At 71.9% G+C, this 12,278-nt stretch carries 10 protein-coding genes and 2 rRNA genes; 7 read left to right on the top strand and 5 right to left on the bottom strand.

Annotated features, from left to right (window positions below; all coding sequences use genetic code 11):
* Nucleotides 1–13: 13 nt before the first annotated feature.
* Together BUE44_RS26465 and BUE44_RS26460 are read left to right on the top strand one after the other, a co-directional pair.
* Complete coding sequence (locus BUE44_RS26465; RefSeq protein WP_073501609.1) at nucleotides 14–1,441, top strand: ATP-binding protein; 1,428 nt, start codon at nucleotides 14–16, stop codon at nucleotides 1,439–1,441.
* 1 nt (nucleotide 1,442) lies between these two features.
* Nucleotides 1,443–3,119, top strand: a complete 1,677-nt coding sequence (locus BUE44_RS26460) for a type IV secretory system conjugative DNA transfer family protein (protein WP_073501514.1) — start codon at nucleotides 1,443–1,445, stop codon at nucleotides 3,117–3,119.
* A gap of 65 nt (nucleotides 3,120–3,184) precedes the next feature.
* Here BUE44_RS26460 and BUE44_RS26455 read toward each other — a convergent pair whose 3' ends face one another.
* A complete protein-coding gene (locus BUE44_RS26455) occupies nucleotides 3,185–4,186 on the bottom strand; it encodes a hydroxyacid dehydrogenase (RefSeq protein WP_073501513.1) in 1,002 nt (333 codons plus the stop codon).
* Nucleotides 4,187–4,472: 286 nt separating this feature from the next.
* Between BUE44_RS26455 and BUE44_RS26450 the strand changes: the two genes are divergently transcribed.
* From BUE44_RS26450 to BUE44_RS26435, 4 genes are all read left to right on the top strand, one after another.
* A complete protein-coding gene (locus tag BUE44_RS26450) occupies nucleotides 4,473–5,327 on the top strand; it encodes an ABC transporter permease (RefSeq protein WP_073501608.1) in 855 nt (284 codons plus the stop codon).
* Nucleotides 5,324–6,256, top strand: coding sequence for a carbohydrate ABC transporter permease (locus BUE44_RS26445; RefSeq protein ID WP_073501512.1), 933 nt, complete (start codon nucleotides 5,324–5,326; stop codon nucleotides 6,254–6,256). The genes BUE44_RS26450 and BUE44_RS26445 overlap by 4 nt, the downstream gene beginning before the upstream one ends.
* Nucleotides 6,257–6,282: 26 nt before the next feature.
* Entirely contained in the window at nucleotides 6,283–7,932 is a 1,650-nt protein-coding gene (locus BUE44_RS26440; RefSeq protein ID WP_073501511.1) for an extracellular solute-binding protein, read from the top strand.
* Nucleotides 7,933–8,045: 113 nt separating this feature from the next.
* A complete protein-coding gene (locus tag BUE44_RS26435) occupies nucleotides 8,046–9,149 on the top strand; it encodes a LacI family DNA-binding transcriptional regulator (protein WP_079190116.1) in 1,104 nt (367 codons plus the stop codon).
* A gap of 98 nt (nucleotides 9,150–9,247) precedes the next feature.
* Here the strand turns inward: BUE44_RS26435 and BUE44_RS26430 are convergent, their stop codons facing one another.
* Complete coding sequence (locus tag BUE44_RS26430; RefSeq protein WP_073501510.1) at nucleotides 9,248–10,219, bottom strand: quinone oxidoreductase family protein; 972 nt, start codon at nucleotides 10,217–10,219, stop codon at nucleotides 9,248–9,250.
* Nucleotides 10,220–10,326: 107 nt separating this feature from the next.
* On the opposite strand from BUE44_RS26430, the gene BUE44_RS26425 reads away from it, so the two are divergent.
* Nucleotides 10,327–10,773 carry a MarR family winged helix-turn-helix transcriptional regulator gene (locus tag BUE44_RS26425; protein WP_073501509.1) on the top strand — a complete coding sequence of 149 codons (447 nt, stop codon included), beginning with the start codon at nucleotides 10,327–10,329 and terminating at the stop codon, nucleotides 10,771–10,773.
* A gap of 21 nt (nucleotides 10,774–10,794) precedes the next feature.
* On the opposite strand, the gene BUE44_RS26420 is transcribed toward BUE44_RS26425, so the two are convergent.
* The 3 genes from BUE44_RS26420 to BUE44_RS26410 form a co-directional block, all read right to left on the bottom strand.
* The gene (locus BUE44_RS26420) at nucleotides 10,795–11,820 is read right to left on the bottom strand and encodes an RNA polymerase subunit sigma-70 (protein ID WP_073501508.1); all 1,026 of its coding nucleotides are present in this window, start codon (nucleotides 11,818–11,820) and stop codon (nucleotides 10,795–10,797) included.
* A gap of 144 nt (nucleotides 11,821–11,964) precedes the next feature.
* A 5S ribosomal RNA gene (gene rrf, locus BUE44_RS26415) occupies nucleotides 11,965–12,081 on the bottom strand.
* Between the two features lie 101 nt (nucleotides 12,082–12,182).
* Nucleotides 12,183–12,278 (bottom strand): 23S ribosomal RNA (locus tag BUE44_RS26410); the annotation flags it as partial.

The raw sequence follows: 12,278 nt of genomic DNA, 5'->3' as shown, positions 1-12,278 counted from the left end.
CACCGCCATGCCCATGCTGGACCCTCTTGCGGCGCTCACCGACGCCTTCACCGGCTTCCTGTTCGGCCGGGTCGAGTCGACCCGGCTGCCGGTGCGCACCTCGACAGGACAGGCGCAGGCGGTCTACCTGCCCACCGCGGCGCCCGGACTCGGCGACTCCGGGGTGATCATCGGCCGCGAGGTCTACTCGGGCAAGGGCTACATCTACGATCCCTTCCAGCTCTACGGCCAGCAGCTGCCCGCCCCGCACTGGCTGGTGCTCGGCGAGTCGGGCAACGGCAAGTCGGCGCTGGAGAAGACGTACGTGCTGCGCCAGCTGCGCTTCCGCGACCGGCAGGTCGTGGTGCTCGACGCGCAGGGCGAGGACGGCGTCGGCGAGTGGAACCTGATCGCCAGGGCCATGGGCCTGACCCCGATCCGGCTCGACCCGATGGCCGCCCTGGACGGCGGCATCAAGCTCAACCCGCTGGACCCGGCGATCACCGTGACCGGGCAGCTGGCGCTGCTGCGCACCATCATCGAGGTGGCGATGGGCCGCGGCCTGGACGAGCGGTCCGGCTTCGCCCTGAAGGTCGCGCACGCCTACGTGGCCGAGACGGTGACGGACCGCCAGCCGATCCTCACCGACATCGTGGACCGGCTGCGGCACCCGATGCCGGAGTCCGCCGAGGCGATGAACGTCGCTCTGGACGATGTGCGGGCCTGGGGCCTGGACGTGGCCCTGGTGCTCGACCGGCTGGTCGACGGCGACCTGCGCGGCATGTTCGACGGGCCGACCAGCGCCGGCATCGACCTGGACTCGCCGCTGATCGTCTTCGACCTGTCGCACATCGACCGCAACTCCATCGCCATGCCGATCCTGATGGCGATCGTCGGGGTATGGCTGGAGCACACCTGGATCCGCCCCGACCGGAAGAAGCGCATCTTCCTGGTCGAGGAGGCCTGGCACATCATCAACTCGCCTTTCGTGGCGCAGCTCTTCCAGCGGCTGCTGAAGTTCGGCCGCCGGCTCGGCCTGTCCTTCGTCGCCGTCGTCCACCACCTGTCCGACGTGGTCGACGGGGCCGCGGCGAAGGAGGCCGCGGCGATCCTGAAGATGGCCTCCACCCGCACCATCTACGCCCAGAAGGCCGACGAGGCGCGCGCCACCGGGCGGGTGCTCGGGCTGCCGCGCTGGGCGGTGGAGATCATCCCGACGCTGACCCCCGGCATCGCCGTATGGGACGTCAACGGCAATGTGCAGGTGGTCAAGCACCTGATCACCGAGACCGAGCGCCCGCTGGTCTTCACCGACCGCGCCATGACCGAGACCTCGGTGCAGCACGCCGCCGGCATCGCCGCGGAGGCCGCCGCGGAAGCCGAGGCCGAGGCCCGCGCGGATGCCCATGCCGCGGCGCAGGCCGCACTCGCCAAGCAATTGGCCGACGACGCGGTGGCGTGAGATGGCGGCGCAGAAGCGGGAGCAGAGCGGCGGTCTGCCCGACGGGCTGATCGTCGGCGTCATCGCGTTCCTGCTGGGCGTCACCCTGCTGGTGTGGACGGCGACCGGCATCGCGGCGGTCCTCGCGCACGGGTCGTGGCCGGGTGACGCGCATTTCACCCGCACCCCGCGGGCGATGCGCGAGCTGATCAGCCGGCCGCACGACATCCCGGCGGCCTGGCCCGGCGCCAAGCCCGGCGAACTGCCGCGGGCGGGGCTGTTCTGGGGCATCCTCGTCGGGCAGTTCATGGTGCTCTTCGTGGTCGCGGTGTGGGTGCTGAACGCCGTGGCGCGGCTGCGCTCCCGCGGCGAGCGCGGCCCGCGCCGCCAGGCCGCCCCGCCGCCCGAGCCGGTCGCGGCCACTGCGCTGCCCGCGCCACGCCGCAGGGGCCGCGACAACCTACGCAGCAACGTCCAGGGCGACGTCCAGGGCTACGGGGAGCAGCCCGGCGCAATGTACGGCGGGCGGGGCAAGGGCCACGCCGACGGGGACGGCCTCGACGCCTGGTTCCGTACGGTGCCGCAGGCCGTGCCGCCCCGGGCCGCGGACCCGGTCACCACCGAACTGCCCGCGGTCGGCGCCGACCCGCACCCGGCCGCACGCGGACCGCGCCCCGCCGTTCTCGACGGCGGCGAGGTCACCCGCACCTACGCGCTGTTCGCCGGGCCCCGCGGCGACCAGGCCAAGCGCGTCGTGCAGCCCGCCGTCCTGGCCGCGGCCGGCCCGGTGCTGGTCACCACCGCCGACCCGGACACGTACCACCAGACCGTCGGCAACCGCAGCAAGCTCGGCCCGGTCCACGTCTACGACCCCGCGCACCTGCTCGACGTCCCCGGGCGGCTGCGCTGGGCGCCGCACGGCGGCTGCGAACGCCCCGGCACCGCCGGGATACGCGCCGCGGCGCTCCTGGCACCGCTGCGTACGGCACGCGCCGACGAGGCCATCGTGCACACCACCGCGGTCACCTTGCTGCGCTGCTGGCTGCACGCGGCGGCCGTCGACGGCCGCCCCTTCCGCCAGGTCCACCGCTGGGCGGCGGGCGGCCCCGCGGCCGCCGACGCGGTCCGCATCCTGCGCACCGACACCGGCGCCGCCTCCGGCTGGAGCGGCGAGCTGGAGTCGGTGCTGCACGCCCGCCCCGAACGGCGGGACGCCGCCCAGGCGCTGATCCGGCAGACGCTGGAGCCGCTGAATTCCGTGCACATCCGCGACGCGTGCAATCCGCCGCGTACCGGAGGCCTCGACCTGGAGTCGTGGGGCGCGGAAAGGGGAACGCTTTACGTGGTGGGCGAGCGGATCGAGGATCCGCGTACCCACCTGGGTGCGATGCCCCTGCTCACCGCACTCGTCTCCAGCGTGGTCGAGCACGGCCGGCGCATGGCCGCAGGGTCATCCGCCGGCCGGCTCGACCCACCACTGACCTTCGTGCTGGACGACATCGCGGCCCTCGCCCCGGCCCCGGATCTCCCCACCCTGCTGTCCACCGGCACCGCGGCCGGCCTCCCCACCCTCGCTGTCCTCCGCTCCCCCGAACAGGCCCTGGCCCGCTGGCCCGCCCCCCTCTGGCCGAGCGCCGACCTCCGTCTCACCCTGGGCGACCCCCCTTCCCCCCTCCCGGACGCCATCCCCCTCCCCTGACCCCCGACCCGACAGCCGCGGTCAAGCGATACACCCCACGGGGCACCCCACCCCCAAAGCGCGCGCTAAGCGATACGCGCGAGATCCCCCGCCCGCACGGCGCCGAGCAGCGCCTCGTGGCGAGCGAACCGCTCCACCTCGGCAACCGCGTAAGCGCCGAGGCGCTGGACCTCGGACCCCTGGCACCCGGCAATGTGCGGAGTCAGCAGCACATTGGGCAGCCTGTGGAGCACGTGCTCCACAGGCAGCGGCTCGGGATCGGTCACGTCGAGGTACGCGTCGAGCCGCCCTGCCGCGCAGGCCAGCGCCAGCGCCTCGGTGTCGACGAGCCGCCCCCTCGCCGTGTTGATGACGGCCGCCCCGTCCCGCAGCAGTCCCAGGCGGCGGGCGTCGAGCAGGTGCCGGGTCTCGGGCAGGTCGGGCGCGTGGACGGTGACGATGTCGGAGGCCGCGCACAGCTCGTCGAGGTCGACCAGGCGTACGCCGAGGGCGGCGGCGTCCGCCGCGGTGACGTACGGGTCGGCCAGCAGCACCTGGAAGCCGGCGTCCGCGGCGAGGAGCCGGGCGATGACGCCGCGCCCGATGCGTGACGCGCCGATGACGCCGACGACGGCGCCGTCCGCCCCGCGCCGTTCGGGGTAGCTGGGCAGCCGCCCGCGGCGGTAGTCCGCTGCGGCGCCGAGGGTGCGCCGGGCCGCCAGGACCACCGTGGCCATGGTGAAGTCGACCACCGGCCCGGCGTTGGCGTCGGCGGCCGACGACACGGCGATCCCCCGCTCCCAGACCACCGGGTGCACATGGTGCTTGACGGTGCCGGCGGCGTGGATGACCGCGCCGAGCCGGGGCGCGCGGGCGAGCAGTCCCGCGTCGATCTCGGGCGCCCCCCATCCGGTGAGCAGGACCTCCGCGGTGGCGAGCGCGTCGCCCGCCTCGCGCGTCGCCGCGTCGGTGACGAGCAGCGGGTGGACGTCGGCCAGCGTGTCGAGCCGGGCGCGCAGCGGGGCCGGAAGGACCAGGTCCAGGATGTCCTGCCGCATCGCCAGCACCAGCTTCGGCCGCTCCGCCATGTCTGCCCCTCACGTGTAATCGGTTACTTCCTGACGCCCTCAGATTAGGCCCGCCCCATCAGCGGGTCAACGTCATCTGTTGCGCGAGGGGTTGACCACGTCGTAGTAACCGGTTTAGTTTCCCCCCACCTTAGGCGTCGAGGAGGACGCGATGGCGATTGCCGAACGGGACGCCACCGGCCGCACAGGGGCGGCAGGTGCGTCCGGTGCAGACCGACGGGCCGGGCGGAAGGGGCGCGGGACGCGCCTCACAAGGCTGCGCAGGGACTGGGTGCTGCTGGCACTCATGGCTCCCGGCGTGGCGTATTTCCTGGTCTTCCACTACGGCGCGCTGGCGGGCAACGTCATCGCGTTCAAGGACTACGTCCCCTTCGACGGCCTGTGGGCCAGCCAGTGGGTGGGCCTGGACAACTTCCAGAAGATGTTCGGCGACCCGGACTTCTGGTCCGCGGTCCTCAACACCGTATGGATCGCGCTGCTGCAACTGGTCTTCTTCTTCCCCGTGCCGATCGCGCTGGCCATGCTGCTGCACAGCCTGACGCGCGACAGCGTCCGCAAGTTCGTACAGTCGGTGGCCTACCTGCCGCACTTCCTGTCCTGGGTGATCGTGGTCGCGGTCTTCCAGCAGGTGCTCGGCGAGACCGGCCTGCTCAACAACGTGCTGGGCGACGCCCATCTGCACACCGTGGACGTCATCGGCAATCCAGGGGCGTTCAAGCCGCTGGTCATCGCCGAGGTGATCTGGAAGGACTGCGGCTGGGGCACGATCATCTTCCTGGCCGCGCTCACCCAGGTGGACGAGCAGCAGTACGAAGCCGCGGCAATAGACGGGGCCGGCCCGTGGCGCCGGTTCTGGCACATCACCCTGCCGTCCGTGCGGCCGATCATCGTGCTGCTGCTGATCATGCGCCTCGGCGACATCCTGTCCGTCGGCTTCGAGCAGATGCTGCTGCAACGCGCCTCGGTCGGTCCGGACGCCGCCGAGGTCATCGACACCTTCGTCTACTACAAGGGCCTGGTAGGCGGCGACTACGGTTACGCCGCCGCGGCCGGCCTGTTCAAGGGCGTCGTGGGCGCCGCCCTCGTCTTCGCCGCCAACAAGGTCGCCCACCGCCTCGGAGAGCAGGGGGTCTACCGATGAGCAGCGCCGCGCAAGGCCTCCGCCGGACGGGGAGCGCACGCAGGCAGCCCGCACGACCGGCGTGGAGGGAGCGGCCGAAGCCCGCCACCCAGGCGGCCAAGGCGGTCGCGCTGGCCGCCGTCGTCCTGCTGGTCACCGTGCCCTTCCTGATCATCGTGTCGACCAGCTTCGCGTCCAACGCCGAGGTCGTCGCGAACGGCGGCTGGGTGCTGTGGCCGCAGCATCCCACGCTGAACGCCTACCGCGAGCTCTTCGACGGCGGCATCGTCACCCACGCCCTGTGGGTCAGCGCCGGCGTCACGGTCATCGGCACCGCCGCGAGCCTTGCCTGCACCATCGGCCTGGCCTACGCCCTCAGCCGCCGCGACGTCTTCGGCGGCAAGCCGATCCTGCTGCTGATCCTCTTCACCTTCCTCTTCCCGCCCGGCATGATCCCCGGCTTCCTGCTGATCAAGGGCCTGCACCTGCTCAACAGCTACGGCTCGCTGGTCGCCCCGGTGCTGGTCAACGTCTTCAACCTGGTGGTCCTGCGCGGCTTCTTCCAGTCCGTCCCCGAGGAGCTGTACGAGGCGGCCCGGCTCGACGGGGCCGGCGAGTGGCTGATCCTGCGCCGCATCGTGCTGCCGCTGTCCAAGGCGGCCCTGGCGGTCGTCGGGCTCTTCTACGCGGTCTCGTACTGGAACGCCTGGTTCTACGCCTCGATCTATCTCGACTCCGACCACTGGCCGCTCCAGCAGGTGCTGCGGACCTACGTCGTCGGCGGCTCGCAGCTCGCCGACTCCGCCGCGGGCGACGCGAGCGCGGTCGCCGCGCCGCAGACCATCCAGATGGCCGTCCTGGTGGTCGCCACCGTACCGATCCTGCTCGTCTACCCCTTCCTGCAGAAGTACTTCACCAAGGGCGTGCTCACCGGCGCCGTCAAGAGCTAGCACCCCTCCGTCAGAAAGGACCCACCGTGAGTACCTCGTCGTTCTCGCGGCGTACGCTGCTGCGCTCGATCGCCGCAGGTGGCGCCGCCGTGGCCGCCCCGTCCGTCCTCGCCGCCTGCTCCACCTCGCCGGCCCGGCACGACGTGGGCAACGCCGGGAAGAAGCTCGCCCCCTGGCCGGCGTACGTCCCCTTCGCCGGCCCCGCGCCGGACCTGCCGGGCACCGCGGACGGCATACAGCCCGGCTACCTGTCGTACCCGAAGAACCTGGTCAGCGCGGTCCAGGACAAGCCGGGCAAGGGCGAGACGATCAAGGTCATGTCGATCACCTACGGCACCCCGCCCAAGCCCGCCGCGCAGAACAAGTTCTGGGCGGCGATCAACGAGGCGCTGGGGGTGACCATCGAGTTCACCGTCGTGCCCGACGCCGACTACATGACGAAGATGGCCACCATGATGGCCGGCAACGACCTGCCCGACGTGGTCAACTTCGGCGGCGGCCACACTCTGCCCCGCGAGGCCGACTTCGTCGCGTCCAAGTGCGCCGACCTGTCCGACTACCTCTCCGGCGACGCGATCAAGGCATACCCGAACCTGGCGAACCTGCCGACGTACGTCTGGCAGGACATGGGCCACATCGGCGGCCGCATCTACGGCGTGCCCGTCCAGCGCTCCGCGCCCGGCAACTGCCTGTGGATCAACGACGACGTCTTCACCGCGGCCGGCATGAAGGACGGCTGGACCTCCGACGACTTCATGGCCGTCGCGAAGGCCGCCACCCACGGCAAGAAGTACGGGCTCGGCTCGTCCGCGCCGCTGCTGTTCGGCGAGACCATGCACAGCATGGCCTTCGGAGCCCCCCAGGGGTGGAAGCTCGACGGCGGCTCCTTCGTCAGCGCGTACAGCACCGACGAATACCGCGCGTCGCTGGAGTTCATGGCCAAGCTGCGCAAGGCCGGGCTCTACAACCCCAACGTGCTCGGCACCTCCACGGTCGACACCAAGACCTTCTTCTACAACGGCACCGTCGCCTCGATGGTCGACGGCTTCGGCGCGCTCAGCACCTCCGTCCCCAACATCAAGGACGCCTTCGTCCTCGACGCGGCCGTCCCGTACACGCCCGGCAACGGGGCCAAGCCCGGCATGCAGCGGGCGAAGGGCGCCTGGGGCTACACCGCGCTGAAGAAGGCCGCACCGGACCGCATCAAGCTGATCCTGCGAGTGCTTGACTACCTGGCGTCGCCCTTCGGCACCAAGGAGTACGAGCTGAACCACTTCGGCGTCGAGGGCACGCACTTCACCCGCGACCAGAACGGCTCGCCCATCGCCACCGACCTGGGCCTGGTCGAGAACCCGGTGCAGCTGCCCTTCAAGTACCTGTGCGACGCCCCGCAGGTGCTCTACCTGCCCGGCCGCCCCGACGTCGTCAAGCGCAACCACGCCTGGCAGCTCAAGATCGCCCCGATGCTGGTGCGCAACCCCAGCTTCGGCCTGCAGTCGGAGACCAACAGCCGGGTCGGCGCGTCCATCGACACCCTGCGGACCGACACCGTCGGCTCCATCATCGCCGGCCGCAAACCGCTGAGCGCCTGGGACGACACGGTCAAAAAGATGCGCAATATGGGCCTGGACCAGATCGCCGCGGACTATGCCAAGGACTACGCCTCAAACCACTGACATGTACGGACCCACGCCGCCGCACCAGGGCCATTACGCTGGTCGGCGGCGCGGCCGTAACGGACACCGGCACGCAACGGACACCGGCACGCCGGGGACATCGGATGGCGCAGATGGCGGAGACTTCACCAGGGCCCGGCACCATAGGGCCGAGCGCGACCGGCGGCGGCACCCGCCGCGTCACCATCCGCGACGTCGCGGACCGGGCGGGCGTCTCGGTCGCCACCGTCTCGCGGGTACTGGCCGGCAACTACCCGACGTCCGCGGCCGCCCGCGCCAAGGTGCTGCGGGCCGTCAAGGACCTCGACTACGTCATCGACGGCCGCGCCCGGGCCCTGGCCGGCACCGGCCCCAAGACCGTGGCCGTCATCGTCTCCTCCGTGGACAGCGCCTTCTACGCCACCGTCGCCCAGGGCGTCGAGCAGGAGGCCGCCGCGCGCGGCCGGCTGTGCATGGTCTGCAGCCACGGCGGCGACGAGGCCCGCGAACTGGCCCTGGTCCAGATGATGCGCGAGCAGCGCTCCGAATTCGTCGTCCTGGTCGGCGGCGCCGTCGAGGACGAGCACTACCAGGCCCGACTCACCGAATACGCCCACGGCCTGGCCGCCGCCGGCTCCCGCCTGGTCCTGTGCGGCCGGCCCGCGCCCAGCTCCGACATGCCCGTCCTCGTCATCGAGTACGACAACGAGGCCGGCGCCTACGCCGTCGTCAGCCACCTGCTCTCCGCCGGCCACCGCGACATCCTCTACCTCGGCACCATGCCCGGCCACACCACCGTCGAGCCCCGCATCGCCGGCTACCGCCGCGCCCTCGCCGACCACGGCCTGCCCCCGTCCGCCGAACGCATCGCCGGCGTCGGCCTCGGCCGCGCCCACGGCTACGCCGCCATGCGCCGGATCCTCGCCGACTGCGACGGCCGCCCCGCCTTCACCGCCGTCTTCGCCGGCGACGACCAGGCCGCCGCGGGCGCGATGGCCGCGATGCGCGAGTACGGCCTGCGCACCCCCGACGACATCTCCGTCGTCGGCTACAACAACGACGGCCTCGCCCAGGACCTCAACCCCCCGCTGACCACGGTCAACATCCCCGCCTACGAGCTGGGCCGGGAAGCCGTCCGCCTCGCCCTGGCCGAGACGACCCCCCGCCCCACCACCCAGTCCCGCCACCTGCTCGGCACCCACACGGTCCTCCGGCAGAGCGTCCGCCCCTTGCTGTGAGGGCGCGCCGCACAGGGGCGCTGGGTATCGCGCGACAGGCACCCGCCGGCGGACAGTCCGCGACAACGGAAAGACGGGGCAGCGCACGGGGACCGGCCTCACCCCACGCGGAGCAGCGTCCTGCCGGGCGCACCGGCGCCGGCCGCGAGGCGGGAGACGGCGCCGCCCGCACCGTCGAGGCCCGGCTCGTCCCCGAGCCCGACACGGATGCGCCCGTCCGCCAGGAGGCCGAGGACATGCCGCGCGCTCGCGGCAAGCCGCGCGGGATGCGTACGGCTCAGCAGGGCGCTGTTGTAGGCCAGCACGGAAAGCCCCCGCATGAGCAGCTCGTCGGCCGAGACCTCGACGGGTTCGTGGCCCGCCAGGTTCCCGTAGACGGCCAGCCGCCCGTGCGGCGCGAGCAGCGCGACGTTCGCCGTCCGGGTGGCACCGCCGACGGGGTCGAGGACGATGTCGAAGCCCTCCTTCCCGAACACCTCGGGGAAGGCGTCCCTGAGCACGACCCGGTCGAAGCCGAAGTCCCCCGCATACGCCGCCCGCTCCGGGCTCCCGGCCACCCCGACGACCTCCGCCGCCCCCGCCGCGCGAGCCAGTTGCGCCGCGAGCGTCCCGACCCCGCCCGCGGCCGCGTGGATGAGCACGCGGTCCCCCTCCCGCACCCGCCCCACCTGCCCGACCAGGTCGTACGCGGTCGGCCCCGCCCATCCCAGCCCGGCGGCGTCCCGCAGCGGCGCCCCGCCGATACCGAGGGCCAGCGCGTCCGGCGCGACCACGACCTCCGCGCAGGCCCCGCCGTAGACGAGGGCGACGACCTCCTCCCCGACCCGCTCGCGCGCGACCCCCTCGCCGACCGAGACGATCTGCCCCGCCGCCTCGAATCCGGGCACGAAGGGCCGCGCCAGCGGGATGTGCCCGTCCCGCACCAGGACGTCACCCCACTGCACCCCCGCGTAGGCGACGCGTACGGCGACCTCCCCGGGCCCGGGCACCGGCTCGGGCACGTCGTCCAACCGATAGCGCCCGCCCGCGTCCGCCCCGCTCCGCGCCGCGTCCAGCACGACAGCCTTCATGCTCAGCTCCTTGCGTCGACTCAGTATCCTGAGACTCCTCGGCCACGGCCGATCCAAGCAGTATCAGGAACCTGAGTCAACTCAGAGAGATGAGAAAGGGTCGGACCATGGCCGACGCCCCCGTCGAGGAATACCTGTGCACCCGCATCCGCCGCGCGGAACAGGCCCTCATGGCCCACCACGAGGCCGTGCTGCGCGGCTACGGCCTGACCATGACGCAGTACACCGTGCTGCTCGCCCTCTCCCGCGAGGACGGCATGTCGGGCGCCCAACTCGCCCGCGCCTGCGGTGTCACGCAGCAGACCATGGCCACCGTCCTGACCACCCTCCAGGGCAAGGACCTGATCCGCCGCGAACCCTCGCCCGTCCACGCGAAAGTGCTGATCGCCCGCCTCACCCCCGCCGGGACCGCCCTGCTCGACCACGCCTACCAGGAGGTCAACATCCTGGAACGGCAGCTCTCCGACACCTTCAGCGCCGCTGAGCACGCGGCGCTGTGCGACCTGCTCGACCGGGCGACGGCGACCCTGGTCGACCAGACCCGCCGGCCCTGACCGCCACGGCCGCCCCGGCTATTACTCCCGCAGCGACCTCGACAGCCCGAACTGCGGCAGCAACCCGTTGTCGACGAACCTGGTGATCGCCGCGACACGGTCACCCGACAGGGTCAGCAGCAGGACCCCGTGCGCATGCACGATCGCCGAACCCCGGTCCCGCCGGTAGAAGCCGAACGCCGGCTGCCCGTTCGCCCGAACAGGCAGCAGCACGTAGCTGCGGCCGGCGCTCAGGACGACGGACCGCAGGAAGTGGCCGACGGCCGCGTGCCCCTGGTACTCCATGTCCAGCGGCGGCATCGTCAGCCATACGTCGTCGGTGAGCAGGGCCAGGATCGCGTCCACGTCCCCGGCCTCGAAGGCCCGCGCGAAGGCCTCCACCACCCGCCGCTCCCGCGCCGACCCGGGCAGCGGCGCCCGCTCCCGATCGGGGCCCGGCAACTCCGCCGCCAGTGCGGCCCGCGCCCGCTTGAGCGCGTTGGTCACCGCGTTCTCGGTGGTGTCGAGCATCCCGGCCACCTCCGCGGCCCTGAAGCCCATCACGTCGCGCAGCACCAGCACGGCCCGCTGCCGCGGCGGCAGTTGCTGCAGCCCCGTCAGGAAGGCAAGCGAGACCGCCTCCCTGGTCTCGTACCGCGCCTCAGGCCCCGGCGCCCGGTCGGGCAGGTCGGCGAGCAGGGTGTCCGGATACGGTTCCCACCACGACGGCCCGGCGCGGTGGCGTGTCGGCTCGGGCAACGGAACCTCCAGCGGTGAGCGGGTGCCTTCGCGCTGCCGGCGCCGGTCGCCGGCGCGCAGCGCGTTCAGGCAGCAATTGGTCGCGATCCGGTAGAGCCAGGTCCGCACCGAGGCCCGGCCCTCGAAACCGTCGAGCCCGCGCCAGGCCGCCAGCAGCGTCTCCTGCAGAACGTCCTCGGCGTCCTGCAACGACCCGAGGATCCGGTAGCAGTGCAGCTGCAACTCCCGCCGGTACGGCTCCGTCAGTCGTCGGAAAGCATCGCCGTCCCCCGCCCGCGCCAGCTCCAGCACGTCAGCCGCGTCCGCCATGTCGGCCCTCCTCACACCCGCATGCGTCCATCCTCACCGGTACAGACACCGCCGGTACCGGAAAACGGTCGCGACAGGGTGGCAGAACGCAGAAAAGCGTCAGCCCCCGTGCATGGCACGGGGGCTGACACTCTATCAAAGATTGTTCGGCGGTGTCCTACTCTCCCACAGGGTCCCCCCTGCAGTACCATCGGCGCTGAAAGGCTTAGCTTCCGGGTTCGGAATGTAACCGGGCGTTTCCCTAACGCTATGACCACCGAAACACCATGAAACACACACCACACCCCACACACACCACCTGACGGTGGTACGGGAGTGTGGTAGCTGGTTGTTTCAGAACCACACAGTGGACGCGAGCAACTGAGGACAAGCCCTCGGCCTATTAGTACCGGTCAGCTCCACCCCTTACAGGGCTTCCACATCCGGCCTATCAACCCAGTCGTCTACTGGGAGCCTTA

It is taken from the genome of Actinacidiphila paucisporea (genome assembly GCF_900142575.1).
In the GTDB taxonomy this organism is placed as follows: Bacteria; Actinomycetota; Actinomycetes; order Streptomycetales; family Streptomycetaceae; genus Actinacidiphila; species Actinacidiphila paucisporea.
This window is presented reverse-complemented; position numbering and strand designations above follow the sequence as displayed.

Excerpts from the sequence above, each read along its gene's own strand:
- BUE44_RS26460 (WP_073501514.1), top strand. The coding sequence starts at position 1,443 with ATGGCGGCGCAGAAGCGGGAGCAGAGCGGCGGTCTGCCCGACGGGCTG.
- BUE44_RS26430 (WP_073501510.1), bottom strand. The coding sequence starts at position 10,219 with ATGAAGGCTGTCGTGCTGGACGCGGCGCGGAGCGGGGCGGACGCGGGC.
- BUE44_RS26465 (WP_073501609.1), top strand. The coding sequence starts at position 14 with ATGCTGGACCCTCTTGCGGCGCTCACCGACGCCTTCACCGGCTTCCTG.
- BUE44_RS26420 (WP_073501508.1), bottom strand. The coding sequence starts at position 11,820 with ATGGCGGACGCGGCTGACGTGCTGGAGCTGGCGCGGGCGGGGGACGGC.
- BUE44_RS26435 (WP_079190116.1), top strand. The coding sequence starts at position 8,046 with ATGGCGGAGACTTCACCAGGGCCCGGCACCATAGGGCCGAGCGCGACC.
- BUE44_RS26450 (WP_073501608.1), top strand. The coding sequence starts at position 4,473 with ATGGCTCCCGGCGTGGCGTATTTCCTGGTCTTCCACTACGGCGCGCTG.
- BUE44_RS26445 (WP_073501512.1), top strand. The coding sequence starts at position 5,324 with ATGAGCAGCGCCGCGCAAGGCCTCCGCCGGACGGGGAGCGCACGCAGG.
- BUE44_RS26425 (WP_073501509.1), top strand. The coding sequence starts at position 10,327 with ATGGCCGACGCCCCCGTCGAGGAATACCTGTGCACCCGCATCCGCCGC.
- BUE44_RS26455 (WP_073501513.1), bottom strand. The coding sequence starts at position 4,186 with ATGGCGGAGCGGCCGAAGCTGGTGCTGGCGATGCGGCAGGACATCCTG.